The organism is Pseudomonas sp. LBUM1643 (assembly GCF_059716215.1).
In genome coordinates this window covers 4,847,738-4,871,566 of sequence record NZ_CP166813.1, presented here as the reverse complement: position 1 = coordinate 4,871,566, position 23,829 = coordinate 4,847,738, and the positions used below count along the sequence as shown (strand labels likewise).

Here is a 23,829-nt window from a genome sequence, read left to right as displayed (position 1 = left end):
CGGCCTCCCAAGTGGAGGCCGTTTTGCATTCTTACATCCGTTTTTTCTTGCGCCGCTTCCACTGCCGGCTTACCCACCAGCGCCAATACGTCATGGTCAGGCAGTAGGCCAGAGCGCCGAGCACCAGTCCCGTCACCACCGAACCCAGCAAGAAGGGCTGCCACATCGTGGAAAGCTCGCCGCTGATCCATGCCCAGGTCAACTCGTCGGGTAAATGACGGGCAGGGATGTCCATGAGCCAGGCGCCAGTCTGGTAGGTGCAGAAAAACACCACTGGCATGGTGATCGGGTTGGTCAGCCAGACCAGGCTGACGGCGATGGGAATGTTGCCGCGCACCATAATGGCGAGGGCCGCGGCAACCAGCATTTGCAACGGTATCGGCAGGAATGCCGCAAACAGCCCGACCGCCATCGCCCGGGCGACCGAGTGGCGGTTGAGGTGCCAAAGGTTCGGGTCATGCAGCAGGGTGCCAAGAAAGCGTAAGGACTTGTGTTCCCTGATGCTCGTCGGGTCTGGCATGTAACGTTTGAATAAGCGCCGGGGCATAGGGCTTCTCGGTCGGTTAAGGCGGCAAGTATGTCTGGATTCTATAAACCGCCCATTCAGACTTTGTGACAATTAATAACGATGCCAGTGCGGTCGGCCAGCTAAGCCTAGGGAGGAACTCTCAAGGACGGGCTTATGCGCACAGGGATGTTAGCGCTGGCGTTGGGTCTGCTGACCCTGCGTTTTTTACCGGCTTTACCGCCGGTCTGGTTGTGGATGTTGTTGCCTGTGGCCGGTTTGATGGTGTTGCCCTTTCGGGCCTATCCATTGGCATTCTTTCTGTTCGGTTTGAGTTGGGCGGGTGCGAATGCGCAATGGGCGCTGAATGATCGCCTGGCACCCCGCCTCGACGGCGAGACGCGTTGGGTGGAGGGGCGAGTGACAGGGTTGCCCCAAAATGCCGAGGGCGTGGTGCGCTTTGAGCTGACGGACAGCCATTCACGACGTTCGAAACTGCCAAAGCTGATGCGTTTGGCCTGGTATGACGGACCCCCAGTCAACAGCGGTGAACGCTGGCGATTGGCAGTCAAATTGAAGCGTCCTGCCGGGTTGCTCAACCCCCATGCCTTCGATTATGACGCTTGGCTACTGGCTAAGGGCATCGGTGCAACTGGTACGGTCAAGGAGGGTGAACGGCTCGCGGAGGCTCGTGGAGCCTGGCGCGACGGCATTCGCCAGCGCCTGCAGAATGTCGACGCCCAAGGACGATCCGGGGCGTTGGCCGCGCTGGTCCTGGGGGACGGTGCCGGACTGAGCCGCGAAGATTGGCAAGTCCTGCAAGACACCGGCACCGTGCACTTGCTGGTCATATCCGGGCAGCACATCGGTTTGTTGGCGGGCGTCGTGTACCTGCTGATCGCCGGGTTGGCTCGCTATGGCGCATGGCCGGGTCGTTTGCCCTGGCTGCCATGGGCGTGCGGCCTCGCGTTCGGCGCTGCGGTGGGTTATGGCCTGCTCGCCGGGTTCGATGTGCCGGTGCGGCGAGCGTGCGTGATGATCGGCCTGGTGCTGTTGTGGCGCCTGCGTTTTCGTCACCTCGGCGCCTGGTGGCCGCTGTTGCTGGCGCTCAACGGTGTGTTGCTGATGGATCCGCTGGCGAGCCTGCAGCCGGGTTTCTGGCTGTCTTTCGCCGCGGTTGGCGTCCTGATCTTTACCTTCGGTGGTCGGTTGGGCCCTTGGCGCTGGTGGCAAACCTGGACGCGCGCCCAGTGGCTGATCGCAATCGGTTTGTGCCCGTTTCTACTGATTCTTGGCCTGCCGATCAGTATCAGCGGTCCGCTGACGAACCTGCTCGCGGTGCCCTGGATCAGTCTGGTGGTATTGCCGCCCGCGTTGCTCGGCACGCTGCTGTTGCCCATTCCCTATGTGGGCGAGGGTTTGCTGTGGCTGGCTGGAGGTCTGATCGACTGGCTATTCAAAGGTCTGGCGCTGATCGCCGGGGAGTTGCCGGCCTGGGTGCCGGTCGCGATCCCCTTGTGGACGTGGGCATTGGGCGCTATGGGAGCCTTGCTGCTGCTGATGCCACGTGGCGTGCCACTGCGTCTGGCGGGTTGGCCGCTGTTTTTGTTGCTGATCTTTCCTCCCCGTCCGGAAATCTCCGAAGGCGTTGCCGACGTCTGGCAACTGGATGTCGGCCAAGGCCTGGCGATCCTTGTACGCACTCGCCATCACTCGTTGTTGTATGACGCCGGTCCACGATCCGGTGATTCCGACCTGGGGGAGCGGGTAGTGCTGCCGACGTTGCGCAAACTGGGCGTCAAGGCCATCGACCTGATGCTGATCAGTCATGCTCACGCCGATCACGCTGGCGGTGCGCGGGCGGTTGCCGGTGGATTGCCTGTCAGGCAGATCGTCGGTGGCGAGCCTCTGCCTCTCCTGGATGGGCTGAGCGCTGAAGACTGCGAAAGTGGGCGGCAATGGAATTGGGATGGCGTGAACTTCCAGCTCTGGCAATGGGCGTCTGCCCATGACAGCAACTCAAGGTCCTGTGTGTTGCAAATCGAGGCCGGGGGCGAGCGGTTGCTGCTAACCGGTGACATTGAAGGCGCCGCCGAACGAGCACTGCTCGACAGCCCGCTGGCGGTCAGTACCGACTGGTTGCAGTCGCCTCATCACGGCAGTCGCACGTCGTCTTCGATGGCGTTACTGAACCGGTTGCAGCCCAAGTCGGTGCTGATTTCCCGGGGTAACGGCAATTCCTTCGGTCATCCTCATCCAACGGTCATGGCGCGCTATCGAAAAAGTGGCCTGAACATCTACGACAGTGCCGATCAAGGCGCCGTTCATCTGCAGCTGGGGCGTTTCAAGCCCCCCATGACGATGCGTCAGGAACGTCGATTCTGGCGTGATCCGCCGCCGCTTCCGAAGTAGCTGTGTGTGATTGACGCCCGACCGGATGCGACATCACGGTCTTCGGTGCGCGCACCCCCTATGTTAGAGTGGCGCACTTTTTCGAGGGGACTGACACTGTGTGGGAATTGGTCAAATCCGGTGGCTGGATGATGCTGCCGATCATTCTGAGTTCCATCGCGGCGATGGCGATTGTCGCCGAGCGTCTCTGGACCCTGCGAGCCAGCCGTGTGACCCCGGAGCACTTGCTCGGGCAGGTCTGGGTCTGGATCAAGGACAAGCAACTCAATAAAGACAAACTCAAGGAGCTGCGCGCCAACTCTCCGTTGGGCGAGATCCTGGCCGCCGGCCTGGCGAACTCCAAACATGGTCGCGAGATCATGAAAGAGTGCATCGAAGAGGCGGCCGCCCGAGTCATTCATGAGCTCGAACGATACATCAATGCCTTGGGCACCATCGCGGCCATGGCCCCGTTGCTGGGGTTGCTGGGGACGGTCCTGGGCATGATCGATATTTTCAGTGCGTTCATGGGCACGGGCATGACCACCAACGCCTCCGTGCTGGCCGGTGGTATCTCCAAGGCGCTGATTACCACGGCGGCGGGCCTGATGGTCGGTATTCCTTCGGTCTTCTTCCACCGCTTCCTCCAGCGCCGGATCGATGAACTGGTGGTGGGCATGGAGCAGGAAGCAATCAAGCTGGTTGAAGTGGTGCAGGGTGATCGTGACGTGGACCTGGCTGAGGGCAAAGCGTGAAATTCCGCCGCAAGCAACGGGAAAATGTGGACATCAACCTCGCATCGCTGATCGACGTGGTGTTTATCCTGCTGCTGTTTTTCGTGGTCACGACCACGTTTACCCGTGAAACCCAGTTGCGCGTCGAGTTGCCCGAGGCGGTCAGTGGTTCGCCTGCCGAAGATCAGCAGGCCAAGCAGCTGGACGTTGCCATCAGCGCCGAAGGCGTGTTTTCGGTAAACAATCAGATATTGCCGAAGAACGATCTGGCCACGCTGATGGACGCGCTGAAAAAAGAGTCCAACGGTGATACCAATCTGCCGCTGTCTATCAGCGCTGACGGCAAGACACAGCATCAGTCCGTCATCACCGCCATGGACGCCGCAGGCAAGCTGGGCTTCAGTCACCTGCGCATGACCACTGTCGAAGCGTCGGCGCCCGCGCCCTGATGGCTCTGTCTGATCGCTTGATAAAGGCCTGGTATGAAGGTCACCCGGCCCTGAAGTTACTTCAGCCGCTGGAGTGGCTGTATCGACGGGTCGTCACGAACAAGCGCAAGCGCTTTCTGGCAGGCGAGGGCGAGATCTATCAACCGCCCGTGCCGCTGATCGTGGTCGGTAACATCACTGTCGGCGGCACCGGCAAGACGCCGCTGATTCTGTGGATGATCGAGCACTGCCAGCGTAGCGGGCTGCGAGTGGGCGTGGTCAGTCGCGGCTATGGTGCAAAACCTGCGCAATTGCCCTGGCGCGTCGAGGCGGATCAAAGCGCGGAAATGGCGGGTGACGAACCGTTGTTGATCGTCCAGCGCACGGGTGTGCCCTTGATGATCGACCCGGACCGCAGTCGTGCCGTCAAAGCCTTGCTGGCGAGTGAGCCGCTGGACCTGATTCTGTCTGATGACGGCATGCAACATTATCGACTGGCCCGAGACCTCGAGCTGGTGCTTATCGACGCTGCTCGTGGCCTGGGTAACCAGCGTTGCCTGCCCGCCGGGCCATTGCGGGAACCGGCCGAGCGCCTGGAAAGTGTCGACGCGTTGCTCTACAACGGCGCGGCAGGCGATCGCGAGGACGGTTTTGCCTTCCAGTTGCAACCCACGGCCCTGATCAATCTAAACAGTGGCGAACGGCGTCCCCTCGACCACTTTCCTGCCGGTCAGGCCGTCCACGCCGTGGCCGGTATCGGCAACCCGCAGCGTTTCTTCACGACGCTCGAAACGCTACACTGGCGAGCAGTCCCCCATGCTTTTGCCGACCACGCCGAATACAGCGCCCAGGCCTTGAATTTCACACCGTCATTGCCATTGGTGATGACTGAAAAGGACGCGGTGAAGTGCCGTGCCTTCGCCGCCGCCGATTGGTGGTACCTGGCGGTCGATGCTGTGCCATCGCCGGCCTTCGTGGCCTGGTTCGATACACAGCTGATGCGCCTGTTGCCGGCTCGTCTTTTGCCTTAACTCCGTTCTTATCCAGGGAATGCTCATGGACACCAAATTGCTCGACATCCTCGCTTGCCCGGTCTGCAAAGGCCCGCTCAAGCTCAGCGCCGACAAAACCGAGCTGATCAGCAAGGGCGCAGGTCTTGCGTACCCGATTCGTGACGGCATTCCGGTCATGCTCGAAACCGAAGCCCGCACCCTGACCACTGATGAGCGTCTGGATAAATGACCACAGCCTTTACCGTTGTCATTCCATCGCGTTTCGCTTCGACCCGTTTACCCGGCAAGCCCTTGCTGTTGATCGCCGGCAAACCGATGATCCAGCATGTCTGGGAACAGGCCAGCAAAAGCAGCGCCGAGCGTGTGGTGGTTGCCACTGACGACCCGCGCATCGTCGAGGCCTGCAAGGGTTTTGGCGCGGAAGTGGTGCTGACCCGTGAAGACCACAACTCGGGCACTGACCGCCTGGCGGAGGTTGCCACGAAACTGGGCCTGGCCGCGGACGCCATTGTGGTCAACGTGCAAGGTGACGAGCCGCTGATCCCTCCGAGTGTGATCGATCAGGTCGCCGCCAACCTCGCCGCCCATACCGAGGCGCGCATGGCCACCCTGGCCGAGCCGATCGAAGACGTTGAAACACTGTTCAATCCCAATGTCGTCAAGGTCGTCAGTGACATCAATGGCCTGGCGTTGACCTTCAGCCGCGCAACGTTGCCGTGGGCACGGGATGCTTTCGCCAAGGGTCGTGAGCAGTTGCCGGAAGGCGTACCGTATCGCCGGCACATTGGTATTTATGCTTACCGCGCCGGTTTCCTGCATGACTTCGTCAGCTGGGGTCCATGCTGGCTGGAAAACACCGAATCCCTTGAGCAACTGCGTGCCCTGTGGCACGGCGTGCGGATTCATGTGGCCGACGCGTTGATCGCCCCGCCGACCGGCGTGGATACCGCAGAAGACCTTGAACGCGTTCGTCGCCTGCTGGAGGCTTGATGCGGGTTTTGTTCGTCTGTCTGGGAAATATCTGCCGCTCGCCCACCGCGGAAGGCGTGCTACGGCATAAATTGCGTGAGGCCGGGTTGGCCGGTCAGGTCGAAGTTGCGTCCGCCGGTACCGGTGACTGGCATGTCGGCAAGGCGCCGGACAAACGCAGTCAAGCGGCGGCCAAGCTGCGTGGTTACGACCTGTCGGCCCAGCGTGCCCAGCAGGTGAGCCGCGCTGATTTCGCCATGTACGACCTGATTCTGGCGATGGACAACAGCAACCTGCGCAACCTCAAGGCGCTGCAACCCGCCAAGGGCAAGGCCGAACTGGACCTGTTCCTGCGTCGCTACCAGAGCGAAATCGATGAAGTGCCAGATCCGTACTACGACGGTGACCAAGGGTTCGAGCAGGTGCTGGACCTGATCGAGCGCGCCAGTGATTTGCTGGTGATCGAATTGAAGGGGCGGTTATGAGTTTGCAAATACGGCCCCAGGTGTCGCTCAAACCGTTCAACAGTTTCGGGGTGGATGTTCAGGCCCGCTTGTTTGCCGAAGCCCACAGCGATGCCGACGTGCGTGAAGCCCTGGCGTATGCCGCCGCGCATGACGTGCCGTTATTGGTGATCGGCGGAGGCAGCAACTTGCTGCTGACGGCTGATATTCAGTCGCTGGTTCTGCGCATGGCCACTCGCGGGATTCGTGTTCTCAGCGATGACGGCCGTCAGGTCGTGATCGAAGCCGAGGCTGGCGAGCCTTGGCATCCCTTTGTGCAGTCCACTTTGGCCCAAGGTCTGTCGGGACTGGAAAACCTCAGCCTGATTCCGGGCACGGTGGGCGCGGCACCGATGCAGAACATCGGCGCCTACGGTGTGGAGATCAAGGATGTGTTCGCCGGGCTCACGGCACTTGATCGACAGACCGGCGAGTTGCGCGACTTCAGCTTGGCCGAGTGCAATTTCGCTTACCGCGACAGCGTGTTCAAACAGGAACCGGGTCGTTGGCTGATCCTGCGAGTGCGTTTCACACTGAACCGTACCGAACACCTGCACCTGGAATACGGGCCGGTGCGTCAACGCTTGACTGAACAAGGCATCGACCACCCGACCGCCACCGATGTCAGTCAGGCGATCTGCAGCATCCGCAGTGAGAAACTTCCGGACCCGGCGGTACTCGGCAATGCGGGCAGTTTCTTCAAAAACCCGCTCGTTCCGGCGGCGCTGGTGGCCCGACTCAAAGGCGAGTACCCGGACCTGGTGGCCTACGCGCAACCTGATGGGCAAATGAAACTCGCTGCCGGCTGGCTGATCGAGCGGGCAGGGTGGAAAGGGTTTCGCGAGGCCGATGCCGGCGTGCACAAGTTTCAGGCACTGGTGCTGGTCAACTACGGCGATGCTACCGGCCTGCAGTTGCTGGCGCTGGCGCAACGCATCCAGAAAGACATATTGGAACGATTCCATGTCGAGCTGGAAATGGAGCCCAATCGGTATTGAGGCTACGCTTTCAAGACCGATCCAAAAGCCCTGCACACTGATCAATGTGCAGGGCTTTTTTGTTAATGCTGGGTTAACTTAGTCAGCTAACGATGCAAGTATTTGCTCCACCAAAGGCCCGATGCAGACGCTGCCATCTGCATAAGAGAGCCTCATTAGCCTGAGTTGATCTGCGTGAACCCACCGCCATCCCCCGGCGGCAGATTGCTCGACCCCATAACCGAAGCAACAATGCGGGCGTGCCCATGATTACCCTGAAGCTTAATGGCCAAGACCTACCACTCGACGTCACCGAGGATATGCCGCTGCTCTGGGCCATTCGTGACGTGGCCGGTTACAACGGCCCCAAATTCGGCTGCGGCATGGGCTTGTGTGGTGCCTGCACCATTCATATCGATGGTGCCCCGGCGCGTAGCTGCATCACGCCAATCGGCTCTGTGATCGGCCAGAACGTCAGCACTATCGATAACCTGCACGCTGATCCGGTCGGGCAAATCGTTCAACAAGCCTGGCTGGATACCGCCGTGGCTCAGTGCGGTTTCTGCCAGGGTGGACAGATCATGTCGGCGACAGCGCTGCTCAAGGTCCATCCAGACCCCAGCGAGGAGCAGATTGAAGAGGCGATGGTCGGAAACATTTGCCGCTGCGGCACTTACAACCGCATCAAGACTGCTATCCGCCAGGCTTCCACGCACTTGAAGGAGGCCAAGGCATGAGCCAGCTGCCGGAAGATTTCGCGCTGAGTAATCTCAGCAACCTCAGCCGTCGCGGCTTTCTCAAAGGTGTCGGTGCCACGAGCGCGCTGGTGCTGGCGGCGAGTTGGGGCTGGCAGGACGCTTTGGCGGCCGAAAAAGTGAAGCTGTTTGGTGCCGACGGCATGCCCAACGGCTGGATCGACGATCCCAAGGTGTATGTCAGCATCGCGGCTGATGGCACCGTGACCGTGGTGTGCAACCGTTCAGAAATGGGCCAGGGCGTGCGCACCAGTTTGAGCATGGTGGTGGCTGACGAGCTGGACGCCGATTGGGCGATGGTCAAGGTCCAGCAAGCGCCCGGAGACGAAGTCCGTTTCGGTAACCAGGACACTGACGGTTCACGCAGCATGCGTCACTGGTACGAGCCCATGCGCCGTTGCGGTGCCGCCGCTCGAACCATGCTGGAACAGGCCGCTGCCGAGCAGTGGAAGGTTCCGGTCGGCGAGTGCCGTGCGCAGTTGCACAAAGTCATTCACCAACCGACCGGCCGGGAGCTGGGTTACGGCGCCCTGGCGGTCGCTGCCAGTGCATTGGCGGTGCCCGCTCGGGACAACTTGAGGCTCAAGCAACCTTCGGAATTTCGTTACATCGGCAAGGAAGGTGTCAAGGCCATCGACGGTGCCGACATCGTCAATGGTCGCGCTATCTACGGTGCCGATGTGCATTTTGACGGCATGCTCTACGCGACGATTGCACGGCCGGCGGTGTATGGCGGCAAGGTCAAATCCGTCGACTCAATCGCGGCAATGAAAGTCCCCGGGGTGATCAAGGTCATCCAGATCGAAGGCCGTCCGCTGCCGTCGGAATTCCAGCCGCTGGGGGGGGTGGCAGTGGTTGCCAGCAATACCTGGGCAGCGATCAAGGGACGCGAGGCGCTGAAGATCGAGTGGGACGATGGCCCTAATGCCAGTTACGACTCGATCGCTTACCGCAAGGAACTGGAAGCCGCGTCGCTCAAACCCGGTAAAGTCGTGCGCAACACGGGCAGCATCGACGAAGCCATGGGCAAGGCCGACAGCACCTTGGAGGCGTCCTACTATCTGCCACACCTGGCGCAATCGGCTATGGAGCCAATGGTTGCCATCGCCCGATTCAAGGACGGTGTTTGCGAAGCCTGGGCGCCAAGCCAGGCGCCCCAAGTCACTCGGGAGCGCATTGGCGAACGCCTCGGCATACCGTTCGATAATGTGACGGTCAACGTCACCTTGCTGGGCGGTGGTTTTGGTCGTAAGTCGAAGCCGGACTTCGTCATCGAAGCCGCGATCCTCGCCAAGGAATTCCCCGGCAAGGCGGTGCGCGTGCAATGGACCCGTGAAGACGACATCCATTGCTCCTATTTCCACACCGTGTCGGCTGAGTTCCTGAAGGCCAGCCTGAATGCTGACGGTCTGCCGTCCGGTTGGTTGCACCGCACCGTCGCCCCCAGCATCACCGCGCTGTTTGCGCCAGGCATGAACCACGAAGCGGCGTTCGAGTTGGGCATGGGCTTTACCAACATGGCCTACGCGATTCCTAACGTTCGTCTGGAAAACCCGGAAGCAATGGTCCATACGCGGGTGGGTTGGTATCGCTCGGTCTCGAACATTCCTCACGGCTTTGCCATTCAGAGTTTTGTCGATGAACTGGCGCACAAAGCCGGTCAGGATCCGCTGCAGTACCAGATTAAATTGCTTGGACCGGACCGGCAGATCGATCCGCGCACCTTGAGTGAAGAGTGGAACTACGGCGAATCGCCCGAGCGTTATCCAATCGATACCGAAAGGATGCGCACCGTTCTGGAGACCGCCGCCAAGGCTGCCGGCTGGGGCCGTGAAATGCCGAAGGGGCGAGGGCTGGGTTTGGCGGTGCACTACAGTTTCGTGACCTATGTGGCGGCGGTGATCGAAGTCGAAGTCAAAGACGACGGGACGCTGATCGTGCATAAGGCCGACATTGCCGTGGATTGCGGTCCGCAGATCAACCCTGAACGTATCCGGTCGCAATTCGAAGGCGCCTGCGTGATGGGGTTGGGTAACGCGGTTCTGGGTGAAATCAGCTTTAAGGACGGCAAAGTCCAGCAAGACAACTTCCACATGTATGAGGTGGCGCGCATGTCCCTGGCGCCGAAAGAAGTCGCCGTGCATCTGGTTACGCCACCGGGTGACGTGCCGCTCGGTGGTGTTGGTGAACCCGGCGTGCCGCCGATTGCGCCAGCTCTGTGCAATGCGATCTTTGCGGCTACCGGCAAGCGTATTCGCAACCTTCCCGTGCGTTATCAGCTGCAAGGCTGGCAGAAGGCTGAAGCCTGATGGACAGCGTCGACCTGAACGTTTTGCGCAGCGTGCTCGAATGGCGTCGCGCCGGTCAGCGGGTGGTGTTGTTCAGCGTCGTTCAGACGTGGGGCACTGCGCCCAGAGCGCCGGGCGCCATGCTGGCCTTGCGTGACGACGGCGTGGTGATGGGGTCGGTGTCCGGTGGTTGCGTTGAGGATGACCTTATTGCCCGGCTGCACGATGGCCGAATCCCTGCGCAGGGTCCGCCCGTACAGTTGATCACCTACGGCGTCACCCGCGAGGAGGCGGCGCGTTTTGGTTTGCCCTGTGGCGGCACCTTGCGTCTGACGCAGGAGCGTGTCGGTGATCCGACATGGGTGGCGCAGCTGCTGGCACGCTGTGAAGCCCATGAGATTGTGGCGCGCACGCTCAGTGTCGACACTGGGGAAGTGAATCTGGAAGCGGCTGACAAAACGGACGTTCTGACATTTGATGGGACGACGCTACGGGCCATTTACGGTCCGCGCTGGCGTTTGTTGCTGATCGGGGCCGGCCAACTGTCCCGGTATGTCGCCGAAATGGCTCGGTTGCTGGATTTCGAAGTGTTGATCTGCGATCCGCGCAGCGAATTTGTCTACGGTTGGGAGGAGCAGCACGGGCGGTTTGTCTCGGGCATGCCTGACGAGGCCGTGTTGAACATCCAGACGGATGAGCGCACGGCGATTGTTGCGCTGACCCACGATCCTCGTCTGGACGACATGGCGCTGCTCACGGCCCTCGACTCGAAAGCGTTTTATGTGGGGGCGCTGGGTTCCCGGGTCAACAGCCTGAAGCGCCGTGACAATCTGGCTCAGCTAGGCTTGTCATCAGAAGCCATCGAGCGGCTGCATGGCCCGATCGGTCTGCACATCGGCAGTCACTCGCCCGCGGAAATCGCTTTGTCGCTGATGGCCGAGATTGTCGCGATCAAGAACGGTGTCGAGCTCAAGCAGAAGAAATTGCTGGCGGAGGATGTATGAGTGAACCCATCGGCGTTGTCGTGCTGGCAGCAGGGCAGGGCAGTCGGTTTCAACAGTTGGCAGGTGCCAGCTCTGACAAGTTGCTGGCGGACTGTACCGGGCGCGACGGCGCCGTTCGTTCGGTGATCGAGCATGTGCTGCTGAATGTGCCTGCATCACTGAAGAAGCGCGTGCTGGTGACCACCGCAGATCGCCCACAGGTCATTCGCATGGCCCAGGCGTATGGGTTTGAAATTGTGCTGATCGAATCGACCGGGATGGGTGACAGCATCGCGGCCGGGGTGGCAGCGTGTCCGCAGCAACGCGGGTGGTTGATTGTGTTGGGGGATATGCCGTTTATCCTCCCGTCGAGCATTGAGCGGGTACTGGCGTGCATGGCTGATGACACTATCAGCGTACCGGTGCAGGACGGTGAATATGGCCATCCGGTAGGTTTTGCGGGTTCCTTCGGCCCTGGGTTGTTGGCATTGTCCGGTGATCGTGGTGCCAAGCCGCTGTTTTCCCAAGGACGGGTAGTTGAAGTGGCGGTGGAGGATCCCGGGGTGCTGTGGGATGTGGATGTGCCTGAGGCGTTGTCCTTTAAATTGGTGTGGAGCTAAACCACACCCCCTGTAGGAGCTGTCGAGTGCAACGAGGCTGCGATCTTTAGATCTTTTAAAGACAGGATCAAAAGATCGCAGCCTCGTTGCACTCGACAGCTCCTACAGGGGGGGCGAGGTTATTCCGAGAAAATTGGCATAAAAAAAGCCCCGCACTGGATAACCAGGCGGGGCTTTTTAGTGGCTGATGGAATCAGACGAGTGGTTTAGGCTCGTGCTCTTTTTCCAGGGCCTCGTGTTGCTCTACCGCTTGTTGAACGGAGCGCGGAGCTTCGTTGAATGCGGTATCAGCTGGTTCAGCGGCAACTTCAGCAACCGGGGCAGCAGCCTCGGTGACTTCAGCAACAACCGGAGTTTCCTCTACCGCAGCCGGGGCAGCAGCGGCAGCCAACTCGGCTTCCTTCTGCAGACGCTCGGCTTCACGCTTGCGACGACGCACTTCACGCGGGTCGTTTGGTGCGCGACCATTTTCGGTCAGAGCGCTGACAGGAGCCGCCTCGACCACCGGTGCGGCCACTTCGGCAACCACTGGCGCTTCAACGACCGGTGCAGGCTCTGCTGCAGCGACTACTGGCTCGGAAACCACGGCTTCTGCCACAGGTGCAGGCGCTTCAGCAGCGACTGGCTCGGCAACCCAGTTGAATGCGGTTTGCTCTTCGCGAGCTTCACGAACCGATTCGGTCACTGTTTCAGTGATGGTTTCGACGACTGGCTCTGCAACCACTGCCGGTGCCTGGGCGACGACGACAGGTTCAGCGAACGCTTCGACCTGAGGCTGTGCTTCAACCACTGGAGCCACTTCGATTTCCGGAGCGGAAGTTGCTTCTACCGGAGTAGTCGCTTCAACCACTGGCGCTTCCACTGGAGCAGTTTCAAGCGTAGCGGCGGTAGCGCGTTCGGCCTGCTCGTTGGCTTGTGCTTCAGCTGGAGCGCTGATCACGGTGCTGGCAACGGCTGCAGTTACAGCCAGGCCTGCGGCCAGTTCGTCAGTGCTTGGCGCTTCGCGGCCTTCGGCACCCTCGTTACCTTCGGCGGACTCGGATTCTTCCGAACCTTCGATCACATTGCCGTTGGCATCGCGTTGACGCTCACGACGATTGCTGCGACGACGCTGACCACGGGAGCGGCGGCGTGGACGATCGCCTTCGGCGCCTTCCTGACCGTCTTCCTGCAATTGCTCTTCGTTGGACAGCAGTTCTTCTTCAGCGACTGCAGCAACCGCTTGCTCGGCACGCGGCTGGCGCTCTTCACGCGGTGGGCGTGGAGCACGCTCTTCGCGTGGCTGACGTGCCGGACGCTCTTCAGCGATGGCAGTGGCGGCGGCTGCAGCAACAGGTGCGGCATCCAGCGGCTCGCGCAGTTCACGAACCGGACGCTCTTCGCGATCACCACGTGGCTTGCGGTCTTCACGAGGAGCGCGCGGTGCACGTTCTTCACGAGGCGCGCGTGGAGCACGTTCTTCACGGGCTACGGCTGGAGTCTCTTCACGGGCTTCGCGTGGTTGACGCTCTTCGCGTGGTTCACGTGGTGCGCGTTCTTCACGCGGTGCACGTTCTTCACGCGGTGCACGTTCTTCGCGAGGCTTGCGCTCTTCATCGCGGCGACCGTTACGGTTGCGGCTTTGCTGGCGACCATTGCGACGTTCTTCGTTGCGGGCCGGACGCTCGGTGGTGGCTGGCTTTTCAACCACGACCGGAGCAGCAGGCTCTTCCTTGGTGGCGAACAGGCTGACCAGCGACTTCACCAGGCCTTTGAACAGGCTTGGCTCAGGCACGGCGGCCGGTGCAGCAACCGGTGCGGCGACGACTTCAGTCGGGACCGGAGCGTTGGCGCGGGCCGGCGCAGTCTTGACCGCGGCTTCCTGGCGAACCAGGGTGCGGGTTGCAGCGGCTGGCTGGACTTCTTCGACTTCGGCAGCGGCAGCAGCGATTTCATAGCTGGACTGGCCTACTGCGGCTTCCGGACTGTCATCGCGCAAACGCTGAACTTCGAAGTGCGGCGTTTCGAGGTGATCGTTCGGCAGGATGACGATGCGGGCGCGGGTGCGCAGTTCGATCTTGGTGATCGAGTTGCGTTTCTCGTTGAGCAGGAACGCAGCCACCGGGATCGGCACTTGTGCACGAACTTCGGCAGTACGGTCTTTCAGGGCTTCTTCTTCGATCAGGCGCAGGATCGCCAGGGACAGCGATTCAACGTCACGGATGATGCCGGTGCCGTTGCAACGCGGGCAGACGATGCCGCTGCTTTCGCCCAGGGACGGACGCAGGCGCTGACGGGACATTTCCAGCAGGCCGAAGCGCGAGATTCGACCGACTTGCACGCGAGCACGGTCGGCTTCCAGGCATTCGCGGACTTTCTCTTCCACGGCGCGCTGGTTCTTGGCAGGGGTCATGTCGATGAAGTCGATGACGATCAGGCCGCCGATGTCGCGCAGGCGCAACTGACGGGCGATTTCTTCGGCGGCTTCAAGGTTGGTCTGCAGGGCAGTTTCTTCGATGTCGCTGCCTTTGGTGGCGCGCGCCGAGTTGATGTCGATGGACACCAGGGCTTCGGTCGGATCGATAACGATGGAACCGCCGGACGGCAGTTCAACGACGCGCTGGAAAGCGGTCTCGATCTGGCTTTCGATCTGGAAACGGTTGAACAGTGGAACGCTGTCTTCGTACAGCTTGATCTTGCTGGCGTACTGCGGCATCACCTGGCGAATAAAGGTCAGGGCTTCGTCCTGGGCTTCAACGCTGTCGATCAGTACTTCGCCGATGTCCTGGCGCAGGTAATCGCGGATGGCGCGGATGATCACGTTGCTTTCCTGATAGATCAGGAACGGCGCGGAACGATCCAGCGAGGCTTCTTTGATGGCGGTCCAGAGTTGGAGCAGGTAGTCGAGGTCCCACTGCATTTCTTCGCTGCTGCGGCCCAGGCCGGCAGTGCGAACGATCAGACCCATGTCAGCCGGGGCAACCAGGCCATTCAGGGCTTCACGCAGTTCGTTGCGCTCTTCACCTTCGATGCGGCGGGAGATACCACCGGCACGCGGGTTGTTCGGCATCAGCACCAGATAACGACCGGCCAGGCTGATGAACGTGGTCAGGGCCGCGCCCTTGTTGCCGCGTTCTTCTTTTTCGACCTGAACGATGACTTCCTGGCCTTCGCTCAGGACGTCCTTGATGTTGACGCGGCCTTCCGGGGCTTTCTTGAAGTATTCGCGGGAGATTTCTTTGAGGGGCAGGAAGCCGTGGCGCTCGGAGCCGAAATCGACAAAGGCAGCCTCAAGGCTTGGTTCGATGCGAGTAATCCGGCCTTTATAGATGTTGGCCTTCTTCTGCTCGCGTGCACCGGATTCGATGTCCAGGTCGTAGAGGCGTTGGCCATCTACCAGTGCAACACGCAACTCTTCGGGTTGAGTTGCGTTAATCAGCATTCTTTTCATGTAGTACCGTCGGTTTCCGGGCTGCCGGAAACGGCGTTCGGCACACACGACTTCTCACGGTCGGTGTCAGGTGCGTCAGGAGTGGTTGGACACTCCAGTGTCTAGCGAACCCGGCCAATTGGGCCGATGTCGCGACGTACGCGTCCTGCTTGCTGTGGCTACTTAAGCACTCAGTCAGGAGGAGGAATCAACCAGTGGCTGTGGACGAGATGAAGCGTCTTGATAAAGCCTATTGCTACACAGTCCAGCGGTTGTGCATCTCCACCCTACACGTATCCCTGATAATTCGGGTGCTGCCGCGCGCAGAATCCGCAGCGGGTTGGCATTTACCGTGAGCTCCAAAAGGGGAGGTCACGCATCATGGCTAATTTAGGCGGTGTTTCCGAAGCGTTCGCTCGGGGTCATTCGCAGCTGACTGCACTTTGTGAACTGGCCATGAATATTGGCTCGCAAGGGGAGTGAAAACTCGGCTTTGCGGCTTGATTCAGGCCTCATGTCACCTGCGCTCGTTACACCTGCAAACTCCACCGTTACGTAGCGAAAGCCCCGTAGGACGGCCTCGCGTCCTGGTGAATTGCGTTGGTCAGGGCCGGTTTTTGACCGTTGGTCCACTGTCCAGGCCGCTTTTGGCGGCGTTCGCGACTATAGCAGTAATGATTAAGTGCTTCAATTCCATAAAAATTGTTATCATCCGCGGCATGACGACTACTGCCCCTTCGACCCCAGCCGTACAACTGCTGGAGGTTTCGCCGGAATATGCCGGCCAACGTATTGATAACTTCCTTCTCGCTCGGCTCAAAGGCGTGCCCAAGACCTTGATTTATCGCATTTTGCGCAAGGGCGAAGTGCGGGTGAACAAAGGTCGGATCAAGCCCGAATACAAGCTGCAGGCGGGCGACATCGTGCGCGTTCCGCCCGTTCGCGTGCCTGAGCGCGATGAGCCGGTACCGCTGGCACAAGGCCTGCTCCAGCGTCTCGAAGCCTCGATCGTGTTCGAGGACAAGGCGCTGATCGTGATCAACAAGCCCGCTGGCATTGCCGTTCACGGTGGCAGCGGCCTGAATTACGGTGTGATCGAAGCCTTTCGTCAGTTGCGTCCCGATTGCAAGGAGCTTGAGCTGGTTCACCGGCTCGATCGTGACACTTCCGGCCTGCTGATGATCGCCAAGAAGCGCAGCATGCTGCGTCACTTGCACACTGCGTTGCGCGGTGATGGCGTCGATAAGCGCTATATGGCGCTGGTCCGCGGTAACTGGGCGGCCTCGATCAAGCAGGTCCGGGCGTCGCTGGGCAAAAGCAATCTGCGTTCCGGCGAGCGCATGGTCGAGGTCGACGAGGAAGAGGGCAAGGAGTCGGTGACCGTGTTCAAGGTCCTGCGTCGTTTCGGCGACTTTGCCACCATGATCGAAGCCAAGCCAATTACCGGCCGCACCCATCAGATCCGCGTCCACACCTTGCACGCCGGGCATTGCATCGCCGGCGACACCAAGTACGGCGATGACGCTTTCAGCAAGGAAATTCGTGATCTGGGCGGCAAGCGTCTATTCCTGCACGCTTACATGCTGACCGTACCGCTTCCAGATGGCGGTGAGCTGAAGCTGCAGGCGCCGGTGGATGAAATGTGGGCCAAGACCGTGGAGCGCCTGAGTGCACCCATCTGATTACAAGCTGCTGATATTTGATTGGGATGGCACTCTCGCTGACTCCATTGGTCGGATTGTCGAGGCGATGCATGTGGCGTCCGAACGGTCCCGGTTCGAGTTGCGCGATGATTTCGCCGTCAAGGGCATCATCGGCCTCGGGTTGCCTGAGGCGATTCGCACCCTGTACCCCGATATTACTGACGCCGAGCTGATTGCGTTCCGCGAGCATTATGCGGATCACTATATTGCGGCGGAGGCTGTGCCTTCGCCGTTGTTCGAGGGTGTTGTCGAGTCGATGGAAGCGTTTCGCGCCCAGGGCTATCACCTCGCGGTCGCCACCGGAAAAGCCCGTCGCGGGCTGGATCGGGTGCTGAAGGCCCACGGCTGGGAAGATTATTTCGATATCACCCGCGCGGCCGACGAAACCGCCAGCAAACCCCATCCGCTGATGCTCGAACAGATTCTCGCGCATTGCGAGGTTCGTCCTGAGCAGGCGCTGATGGTCGGCGATTCGTCCTTCGATCTGCAAATGGCGCGCAACGCCGGCATGGATTCAGTGGCGGTCAGCTATGGCGCTCAATCGATCGACGCGCTGAAAGTGTTTGAGCCGAGACTGGCGATTGACCGTTTTTCACAATTGCATGCCTGGCTGAATCAGCAGGCTTAATAGTTTTTTGCTGGGGTAGTGGTCATGACCGACGAATGGAAAGCGCCCGAAAAGTCGAGCGCAGAGAGCGGTGACGAAAAAAGCTGGAAGCTGCTGGAAAAGACCCTGCTGGCAAGTGTCCAGGAGCAGCGGCGGTCCCGTCGCTGGGGGATTTTCTTCAAGCTGCTGACCTTCGTGTATCTGTTTGGCGCGTTGATTCTGTTTACGCCGCTGATGGACATGGAAAAAAGCGCGACTCGCGGCTCTCACTACACGGCGCTGATCGACGTGACCGGTGTGATCGCCGACAAGGAGCCCGCCAGCGCCGACAACATCGTCGGCAGTCTGCGTGCAGCCTTCGAGGATGAAAAGGTCAAGGGCGTGATCCTGCGAATCAACAGTCCTGGTGGCAGTCCGGTCCAGTCGGGTTACGTCTATGACGAGATTGGCCGTTTGCGCGCACTGCACCCGGATACCAAAGTTTACGCGGTGATATCCGATCTTGGCGCTTCTGGCGCGTATTACATCGCCAGTGCTGCGGACCAGATCTATGCCGATAAAGCGAGCCTGGTGGGTTCCATTGGTGTGACAGCGGCCGGGTATGGCTTTGTCGGCACCATGGAGAAGCTGGGCGTCGAGCGTCGGACTTACACTTCCGGCGAGCACAAGTCTTTCCTTGACCCGTTCCAGCCGCAAAAGCCTGAGGAAACGCAATTCTGGCAGGGCGTACTTGATACGACGCACCAGCAATTCATTGGTAGCGTGAAGAAGGGGCGGGGCGATCGTCTGAAAGACAAGGAGCATCCGGAGTTGTTCTCCGGGTTGGTCTGGTCTGGTGAGCAGGCTTTGCCGCTCGGCTTGATTGATGGTCTGGGCAGCGCCAGTTCGGTTGCACGTGATGTGATCGGTGAGAAAGAACTGGTCGACTTTACCGTTCAGGAATCGCCGTTCGATCGCTTCTCGAAAAAGCTCGGTGCCAGCGTGGCTGAGCAATTGGCAATGTGGATGGGTTTTCAAGGTCCTTCGCTGCGCTAATTGTTTGAGTGCATGAAAAAACCGGCCCAAGTGGCCGGTTTTTTTAAAGTCAAAAGATCGCAGCCTCGTTTCACTCGACAGCTCCTACAAGGGGCTCGCATTTCAATGTAGGAGCTGTCGAGTGAAACGAGGCTGCGATCTTTTGATCTTCAGGGAATCTGCACGCTTTCAGCGAGCAGCATGTCGATCAGACGAATCAGTGGCAGGCCGATCAGGCTGGTGGCGTCTGGGCCTTCAGTGCTTCGGAACAGGCTCACCCCCAGTCCCTCCGCTTTGAAGCTGCCAGCGCAGTCGTAGGGCTGCTCGGCGTGCAGATAGCGCTCGACGCGTTCGCTGTCGAGCGTGCGCATGTGGACGGTGAAAGGCACGCAATCGACCTGGCAAATCCCGGTCTGGCTGTTGAGCAGGGCCAAACCCGTCAGGAAGGTCACGCTTTCACCGCTGGAAGCCAGCAATTGTTCCCGGGCCTTCTCGAAGGTATGGGGCTTGCCGATAATCTGTTCGCCGAGGACGGCTACCTGGTCGGAGCCGATAATCAGATGAGCGGGATGGCTCTGCGCAAGTGCCCGGGCTTTCTCCGTGGCGAGTCGCTTTACCAGCACTATGGCGGACTCACCCGCACGATGGCTTTCGTCGATATCCGGCGAGCAGCAGGTGAAGGGCAGCTGCAAGCGGGTCAGCAATTCCCGGCGATAAACCGAGCTGGAAGCGAGTAATAAAGGCAGCATGCGCAACTCCAAAAGTCAGGCGCGAATTCTAGCGAGGCTTCCAAGTGACGGACAGGGCTGAATTTCCTTTGACATGGCTGGGTGCATCCCTATAATGCTGCGCCTATGTTGAATGACCCGATTCCACCTCACGTTGACCCGCGCAAATTGGCTGACCGTGGCACCACCCTTCAAGGTGAACTGCTGCTGGCCGATTTGGAGAGACTCTGCGACCCGCTTTCCGATACTGTCGGTACGGTGCAGGCTAAATTCGTTTTTGAACGAGATGAACGTAAATCTGTGGTAATTCACAGCTTTATCGACACCGAGGTCAAAATGGTTTGCCAGCGTTGTCTTGAGCTGGTCACCCTGCCGATCCATAGCGAATGCAGTTATGCTGTGGTGAAGGAGGGTGCGAATACCCAGTCGTTGCCGAAAGGTTATGACGTGCTGGAACTGGGCGAAGATCCATTGGATCTGCAGTCACTGATCGAGGAGGAGCTTTTGCTCGCCTTGCCCATTGTGCCTGCTCATCATCCGGAAGAATGCCAGCAGCCGGCGGGTCTCGATGAGCCCGAACCGAGCGAGGACGAGGTAACGCGGTCCAACCCGTTCAGTGTATTGGCGCAGTTAAAGCGTGACCCAAACGTTTAGGAGTTAATCAATTATGGCTGTTCAGCAGAACAAAAAATCCCGCTCTGCCCGTGACATGCGTCGTTCGCACGATGCCCTGACGGCAAGCACTCTGTCTGTAGAAAAAACCACTGGTGAAATTCACCTGCGTCACCACGTATCGCCAGAAGGCGTATACCGTGGCCGTAAAGTGATCGACAAGGGCGCTGACGAGTAATCACTTGTCTGCTCAAGTCATCGCGATTGACGCAATGGGCGGGGACTTCGGTCCCCGCAGCATTGTTCAGGCCAGCCTTGCTTGCCTGTCTGCTACACCCTCGCTGCACCTGACCCTCGTCGGTCAACCTTCCGTTTTAGAAGAACTGCTCTCCAGTCATTCGGCTGTGGATCGCGCGCGCCTGTCAATTACACCGGCCTGCGAAGTCATCACCATGGACGAGAAGCCCGCCCAGGCATTGCGCGGCAAGCCGGACTCGTCGATGCGCGTGGCGCTGGAATTGCTGCGGGATGGCAAAGTGCAGGCTTGCGTCAGTGCGGGTAATACCGGCGCGCTGATGGCGTTGTCGCGTTTTGTGCTTAAAACGTTGCCGGGTATCGATCGACCGGCGATGGTGGCGGCAATTCCGACGCAGAAAGGCTATTGCCAGTTGCTCGATCTGGGGGCCAACGTCGATTGCAGCGCCGAGCATCTGTTGCAGTTCGCTGTGATGGGGTCGGTTGCGGCGCAAGCTCTCGGTATTGTTCGTCCACGTGTTGCACTGTTGAACATCGGCACCGAAGACATCAAGGGCAATCAACAGGTCAAGTTGGCGGCGACCTTGCTCCAGGCTGCACGTGGCATCAACTACATCGGCTTCATCGAGGGGGACGGCTTGTACCGTGGCGAAGCAGATGTGGTCGTGTGTGACGGCTTTGTCGGTAATATCCTGCTCAAGTCGAGCGAAGGCCTCGCGACCATGATTTCGGGGCGCATCGAAGCCCTGTTCAAGAAAAATATCGCGTCACGAATGGTCGGCGCACTGGCGTTGCCCCTGATGAGGCGCCTGCAGGCCGACCTGGCTCCGGCGCGACATAATGGTGCCAGTTTTCTGGGGCTGCAGGGCATCGTGGTGAAAAGCCATGGGTCGGCGGGGGTTCAAGGTTTTCAAAGTGCCATTTCCCGAGCGCTGATTGAAATCCAGGAAAATCTTCCTGAGCGCATACACGGTCGTCTGGAGGATTTGTTGCTTTAGGCGTTTTCGTCGGACAATGCTTAAATGTGACCGCTCAGTTCAATTGGCCATCCAACTGTCAGTTTCTTGCGTCCCCCAGGCGGGACGTCAATTCTTCGACGACAAGATCATTAGGGGCTTGTTACATGTCTGCTTCCCTCGCATTCGTCTTTCCAGGACAGGGTTCGCAGTCCCTCGGCATGCTGGCCGAGTTGGGCGCACAACATCCGGTTGTCCTTGAGACATTCAAAGAAGCTTCCGATGCTCTGGGTTACGACCTCTGGGCGCTGACCCAACAAGGGCCGGAAGAGCAACTCAATCAAACCGACAAAACCCAGCCGGCCATCCTGACCGCCTCGATTGCCTTGTGGCGTCTCTGGCTGGCGGAAGGCGGCGCGCGTCCGGCTTATGTGGCCGGTCACAGCCTTGGCGAATACAGCGCCCTGGTGGCCGCAGGCAGCCTGAGTCTCGGCGACGCGGTCAAGCTGGTCGAAACCCGTGGCAAGCTGATGCAGGAAGCCGTTCCGGCCGGGCAGGGCGGCATGGCTGCGATCCTCGGTCTTGAAGATGCCGATGTACTGGCGGCCTGTGCCGAAGCAGCGCAAGGCGACGTAGTCAGTGCGGTCAACTTCAACTCCCCTGGCCAAGTGGTCATCGCGGGTGCCAAGGCGGCGGTTGAACGTGCCATTGAAGGGTGCAAGGCACGTGGTGCCAAGCGCGCCATGCCTCTGCCGGTCAGTGTGCCGTCCCATTGCGAGTTGATGCGTCCGGCGGCCGAGCGTTTCGCCGAGTCGATCGCAGCGATCGACTGGCAAGCTCCCCAAATTCCTGTGGTTCAGAACGTCAGCGCGAGCGTGCCGGCCGATCTGGAAACACTCAAACGCGATCTGCTTGAACAACTCTACAAGCCTGTGCGCTGGGTCGAATCGGTCCAGGCACTCGCTGCCCAAGGCGCAACCCAGCTGGTCGAATGTGGGCCTGGCAAAGTGCTGGCCGGTCTGAACAAGCGTTGCGCAGAAGGCGTCTCGACATCCAACCTTAATACCCCAGATGCTTTCGCTGCCGCCCGTGCAGCGCTGGCCTGAATCAGGAGAAACTTGCATGAGTCTGCAAGGTAAAGTTGCATTGGTCACCGGCGCAAGCCGCGGTATCGGCCAGGCTATCGCCCTGGAACTGGGTCGTCAGGGCGCCATCGTTGTTGGCACCGCGACCTCCGCGTCGGGTGCTGAACGCATTGCCGCTACCCTGAAAGAAAACGGTGTTCAAGGCACTGGTCTGGAGCTCAATGTCACGAGTGACGAATCTGTCGCGGCAGTGTTGGCAAGCATTCAGGCGCAATTCGGTGCACCGGCGATCCTGGTCAATAATGCCGGTATCACCCGCGATAACTTGATGATGCGCATGAAAGATGACGAATGGCATGACGTCGTCGATACCAACCTGAACAGTCTGTTCCGCCTGTCCAAGGGTGTTTTGCGCGGTATGACCAAGGCCCGTTGGGGACGAATTATCAGTATTGGCTCGGTTGTGGGTGCCATGGGCAACGCAGGCCAAGTAAACTACGCCGCAGCCAAGGCCGGTCTGGAAGGTTTCAGCCGCGCACTGGCCCGTGAAGTCGGTTCGCGTTCGATTACGGTAAACTCGGTGGCCCCTGGGTTCATCGACACCGATATGACGCGCGAGCTGCCTGAGGCGCAGCGTGAAAGCCTGGTAACACAAATTCCGCTGGGCCGTCTGGGGCAAGCACAAGAGATCGCGTCTGTGGTCGCTTTTCTTGCATCCGACGGTGCGGCTTACGTTACTGGGGCTACAATCCCGGTGAACGGCGGGATGTACATGAGTTAAATGTGACGGGTTGCTTCAAAAAAATGTCATACGAGCTGTCTAAAATCCGTTATAAAGCTGCAATCTATTTATAGGCAGAGGGCTACCGGGTTTGAGGAGTGAAGCTTTCAGTTGAAAAACTGAAAAGTCTTTCTATACACTTACCCACTGGCCAGCTGCCTGAATTTGTCCATTAGGAGTGAAAACAAGGTATGAGCACCATCGAAGAGCGCGTCAAGAAAATCGTTGCTGAGCAACTGGGCGTTAAAGAAGAAGAAGTGGTCAACACTGCTTCCTTCGTTGAAGACCTGGGTGCCGACTCCCTTGACACCGTTGAGCTGGTGATGGCTCTGGAAGAGGAATTCGAGACCGAAATCCCTGACGAAGAAGCTGAGAAGATCACTACCGTACAAGCTGCAATCGACTACGTTACTAGCCACCAGGCGTAATAGTTTGTAATCGTTGCTTGCTGTCATGGAAAAACCGCACTGCCATCATGGCGTGCGGTTTTTTCTTTAGGCCTCATGCAAAGTC

24 protein-coding genes are annotated in these 23,829 nt (G+C 59.5%); 21 read left to right on the top strand and 3 right to left on the bottom strand.

Annotation, left to right across the window (positions count from 1 at the left end; genetic code table 11):
- Positions 1–31 precede the first annotated feature (31 nt).
- A complete protein-coding gene (locus tag ACA063_RS21860) occupies positions 32–547 on the bottom strand; it encodes a DUF2062 domain-containing protein (RefSeq protein ID WP_497663346.1) in 516 nt (171 codons plus the stop codon).
- 135 nt (positions 548–682) lie between these two features.
- Between ACA063_RS21860 and ACA063_RS21855 the strand changes: the two genes are divergently transcribed.
- From ACA063_RS21855 to ACA063_RS21800, 12 genes are all read left to right on the top strand, one after another.
- Positions 683–2,917: a DNA internalization-related competence protein ComEC/Rec2 gene (locus ACA063_RS21855; RefSeq protein WP_497663345.1), complete on the top strand. Its 2,235-nt coding sequence runs from the start codon at positions 683–685 to the stop codon at positions 2,915–2,917.
- 98 nt (positions 2,918–3,015) lie between these two features.
- Complete coding sequence (pocA, locus tag ACA063_RS21850; RefSeq protein WP_162437997.1) at positions 3,016–3,651, top strand: flagellar polar localization protein PocA; 636 nt, start codon at positions 3,016–3,018, stop codon at positions 3,649–3,651.
- Positions 3,648–4,079, top strand: a complete 432-nt coding sequence (pocB, locus tag ACA063_RS21845; RefSeq protein ID WP_162437998.1) for a flagellar polar localization protein PocB — start codon at positions 3,648–3,650, stop codon at positions 4,077–4,079. Before pocA ends, pocB begins: the two co-directional genes overlap by 4 nt.
- Positions 4,079–5,089 (top strand): tetraacyldisaccharide 4'-kinase, encoded by a 1,011-nt coding sequence (gene lpxK, locus ACA063_RS21840; protein ID WP_497663344.1) that lies wholly within the window; start codon positions 4,079–4,081, stop codon positions 5,087–5,089. Before pocB ends, lpxK begins: the two co-directional genes overlap by 1 nt.
- Positions 5,090–5,114: 25 nt before the next feature.
- Positions 5,115–5,300: a Trm112 family protein gene (locus ACA063_RS21835; RefSeq protein ID WP_007945752.1), complete on the top strand. Its 186-nt coding sequence runs from the start codon at positions 5,115–5,117 to the stop codon at positions 5,298–5,300.
- Positions 5,297–6,061: a 3-deoxy-manno-octulosonate cytidylyltransferase gene (kdsB, locus tag ACA063_RS21830; RefSeq protein ID WP_497663343.1), complete on the top strand. Its 765-nt coding sequence runs from the start codon at positions 5,297–5,299 to the stop codon at positions 6,059–6,061. Before ACA063_RS21835 ends, kdsB begins: the two co-directional genes overlap by 4 nt.
- Positions 6,061–6,525 carry an arsenate reductase/protein-tyrosine-phosphatase family protein gene (locus tag ACA063_RS21825; RefSeq protein WP_490146320.1) on the top strand — a complete coding sequence of 155 codons (465 nt, stop codon included), beginning with the start codon at positions 6,061–6,063 and terminating at the stop codon, positions 6,523–6,525. The genes kdsB and ACA063_RS21825 overlap by 1 nt, the downstream gene beginning before the upstream one ends.
- Positions 6,522–7,541: a UDP-N-acetylmuramate dehydrogenase gene (gene murB, locus ACA063_RS21820; protein WP_497663342.1), complete on the top strand. Its 1,020-nt coding sequence runs from the start codon at positions 6,522–6,524 to the stop codon at positions 7,539–7,541. The genes ACA063_RS21825 and murB overlap by 4 nt, the downstream gene beginning before the upstream one ends.
- 245 nt (positions 7,542–7,786) lie before the next feature.
- Complete coding sequence (locus ACA063_RS21815) at positions 7,787–8,257, top strand: (2Fe-2S)-binding protein (RefSeq protein ID WP_497663341.1); 471 nt, start codon at positions 7,787–7,789, stop codon at positions 8,255–8,257.
- Positions 8,254–10,584, top strand: a complete 2,331-nt coding sequence (locus ACA063_RS21810; protein WP_497663340.1) for a xanthine dehydrogenase family protein molybdopterin-binding subunit — start codon at positions 8,254–8,256, stop codon at positions 10,582–10,584. Before ACA063_RS21815 ends, ACA063_RS21810 begins: the two co-directional genes overlap by 4 nt.
- Positions 10,584–11,567 carry an XdhC family protein gene (locus ACA063_RS21805; protein WP_497663339.1) on the top strand — a complete coding sequence of 328 codons (984 nt, stop codon included), beginning with the start codon at positions 10,584–10,586 and terminating at the stop codon, positions 11,565–11,567. The genes ACA063_RS21810 and ACA063_RS21805 overlap by 1 nt, the downstream gene beginning before the upstream one ends.
- Entirely contained in the window at positions 11,564–12,166 is a 603-nt protein-coding gene (locus ACA063_RS21800; protein ID WP_497663338.1) for a nucleotidyltransferase family protein, read from the top strand. Before ACA063_RS21805 ends, ACA063_RS21800 begins: the two co-directional genes overlap by 4 nt.
- A gap of 193 nt (positions 12,167–12,359) precedes the next feature.
- Here the strand turns inward: ACA063_RS21800 and rne are convergent, their stop codons facing one another.
- Positions 12,360–15,596 carry a ribonuclease E gene (rne, locus tag ACA063_RS21795; RefSeq protein WP_497663337.1) on the bottom strand — a complete coding sequence of 1,079 codons (3,237 nt, stop codon included), beginning with the start codon at positions 15,594–15,596 and terminating at the stop codon, positions 12,360–12,362.
- Positions 15,597–16,294: 698 nt separating this feature from the next.
- Here rne and rluC point away from each other — a divergent pair.
- From rluC to sppA, 3 genes are read left to right on the top strand one after another with little or no spacing between them, the layout of a single operon-like run.
- Positions 16,295–17,257: a 23S rRNA pseudouridine(955/2504/2580) synthase RluC gene (rluC, locus tag ACA063_RS21790; RefSeq protein WP_497663336.1), complete on the top strand. Its 963-nt coding sequence runs from the start codon at positions 16,295–16,297 to the stop codon at positions 17,255–17,257.
- On the top strand, positions 17,244–17,906 hold the full coding sequence (locus tag ACA063_RS21785; protein WP_497663335.1) for an HAD-IA family hydrolase: 663 nt from the start codon (positions 17,244–17,246) through the stop codon (positions 17,904–17,906). The genes rluC and ACA063_RS21785 overlap by 14 nt, the downstream gene beginning before the upstream one ends.
- Positions 17,907–17,930: 24 nt before the next feature.
- Positions 17,931–18,920, top strand: coding sequence for a signal peptide peptidase SppA (sppA, locus tag ACA063_RS21780; RefSeq protein ID WP_162436433.1), 990 nt, complete (start codon positions 17,931–17,933; stop codon positions 18,918–18,920).
- Between the two features lie 149 nt (positions 18,921–19,069).
- On the opposite strand, the gene ACA063_RS21775 is transcribed toward sppA, so the two are convergent.
- Entirely contained in the window at positions 19,070–19,648 is a 579-nt protein-coding gene (locus ACA063_RS21775) for a Maf family protein (protein ID WP_497663334.1), read from the bottom strand.
- A gap of 105 nt (positions 19,649–19,753) precedes the next feature.
- Here ACA063_RS21775 and ACA063_RS21770 point away from each other — a divergent pair, with 105 nt between their 5' ends.
- The 6 genes from ACA063_RS21770 to acpP all read left to right on the top strand — a co-directional run bounded on the left by ACA063_RS21770 (position 19,754) and on the right by acpP (position 23,744).
- Positions 19,754–20,281, top strand: a complete 528-nt coding sequence (locus tag ACA063_RS21770) for a YceD family protein (RefSeq protein ID WP_004371317.1) — start codon at positions 19,754–19,756, stop codon at positions 20,279–20,281.
- 13 nt (positions 20,282–20,294) lie between these two features.
- The gene (gene rpmF / locus ACA063_RS21765; RefSeq protein ID WP_008152339.1) at positions 20,295–20,477 is read left to right on the top strand and encodes a 50S ribosomal protein L32; all 183 of its coding nucleotides are present in this window, start codon (positions 20,295–20,297) and stop codon (positions 20,475–20,477) included.
- A 4-nt stretch (positions 20,478–20,481) separates the two neighbouring features.
- A complete protein-coding gene (plsX, locus tag ACA063_RS21760) occupies positions 20,482–21,492 on the top strand; it encodes a phosphate acyltransferase PlsX (RefSeq protein ID WP_497663333.1) in 1,011 nt (336 codons plus the stop codon).
- 125 nt (positions 21,493–21,617) lie between these two features.
- Positions 21,618–22,556 carry an ACP S-malonyltransferase gene (gene fabD / locus ACA063_RS21755; RefSeq protein WP_194693091.1) on the top strand — a complete coding sequence of 313 codons (939 nt, stop codon included), beginning with the start codon at positions 21,618–21,620 and terminating at the stop codon, positions 22,554–22,556.
- A 16-nt stretch (positions 22,557–22,572) separates the two neighbouring features.
- The gene (gene fabG, locus ACA063_RS21750; protein ID WP_162436429.1) at positions 22,573–23,316 is read left to right on the top strand and encodes a 3-oxoacyl-ACP reductase FabG; all 744 of its coding nucleotides are present in this window, start codon (positions 22,573–22,575) and stop codon (positions 23,314–23,316) included.
- Positions 23,317–23,507: 191 nt separating this feature from the next.
- Positions 23,508–23,744, top strand: coding sequence for an acyl carrier protein (acpP, locus tag ACA063_RS21745; protein WP_003175607.1), 237 nt, complete (start codon positions 23,508–23,510; stop codon positions 23,742–23,744).
- Positions 23,745–23,829 lie beyond the last annotated feature (85 nt).

Coding starts and splice junctions, on each gene's coding strand:
- rne (WP_497663337.1), bottom strand. CDS start 15,596: ATGAAAAGAATGCTGATTAACGCAACTCAACCCGAAGAGTTGCGTGTT.
- ACA063_RS21770 (WP_004371317.1), top strand. CDS start 19,754: ATGTTGAATGACCCGATTCCACCTCACGTTGACCCGCGCAAATTGGCT.
- kdsB (WP_497663343.1), top strand. CDS start 5,297: ATGACCACAGCCTTTACCGTTGTCATTCCATCGCGTTTCGCTTCGACC.
- fabG (WP_162436429.1), top strand. CDS start 22,573: ATGAGTCTGCAAGGTAAAGTTGCATTGGTCACCGGCGCAAGCCGCGGT.
- ACA063_RS21775 (WP_497663334.1), bottom strand. CDS start 19,648: ATGCTGCCTTTATTACTCGCTTCCAGCTCGGTTTATCGCCGGGAATTG.
- ACA063_RS21855 (WP_497663345.1), top strand. CDS start 683: ATGCGCACAGGGATGTTAGCGCTGGCGTTGGGTCTGCTGACCCTGCGT.
- ACA063_RS21815 (WP_497663341.1), top strand. CDS start 7,787: ATGATTACCCTGAAGCTTAATGGCCAAGACCTACCACTCGACGTCACC.
- lpxK (WP_497663344.1), top strand. CDS start 4,079: ATGGCTCTGTCTGATCGCTTGATAAAGGCCTGGTATGAAGGTCACCCG.
- ACA063_RS21825 (WP_490146320.1), top strand. CDS start 6,061: ATGCGGGTTTTGTTCGTCTGTCTGGGAAATATCTGCCGCTCGCCCACC.
- ACA063_RS21805 (WP_497663339.1), top strand. CDS start 10,584: ATGGACAGCGTCGACCTGAACGTTTTGCGCAGCGTGCTCGAATGGCGT.
- ACA063_RS21835 (WP_007945752.1), top strand. CDS start 5,115: ATGGACACCAAATTGCTCGACATCCTCGCTTGCCCGGTCTGCAAAGGC.
- rluC (WP_497663336.1), top strand. CDS start 16,295: ATGACGACTACTGCCCCTTCGACCCCAGCCGTACAACTGCTGGAGGTT.
- sppA (WP_162436433.1), top strand. CDS start 17,931: ATGACCGACGAATGGAAAGCGCCCGAAAAGTCGAGCGCAGAGAGCGGT.
- murB (WP_497663342.1), top strand. CDS start 6,522: ATGAGTTTGCAAATACGGCCCCAGGTGTCGCTCAAACCGTTCAACAGT.
- ACA063_RS21860 (WP_497663346.1), bottom strand. CDS start 547: ATGCCCCGGCGCTTATTCAAACGTTACATGCCAGACCCGACGAGCATC.
- ACA063_RS21810 (WP_497663340.1), top strand. CDS start 8,254: ATGAGCCAGCTGCCGGAAGATTTCGCGCTGAGTAATCTCAGCAACCTC.
- rpmF (WP_008152339.1), top strand. CDS start 20,295: ATGGCTGTTCAGCAGAACAAAAAATCCCGCTCTGCCCGTGACATGCGT.
- acpP (WP_003175607.1), top strand. CDS start 23,508: ATGAGCACCATCGAAGAGCGCGTCAAGAAAATCGTTGCTGAGCAACTG.
- ACA063_RS21800 (WP_497663338.1), top strand. CDS start 11,564: ATGAGTGAACCCATCGGCGTTGTCGTGCTGGCAGCAGGGCAGGGCAGT.
- fabD (WP_194693091.1), top strand. CDS start 21,618: ATGTCTGCTTCCCTCGCATTCGTCTTTCCAGGACAGGGTTCGCAGTCC.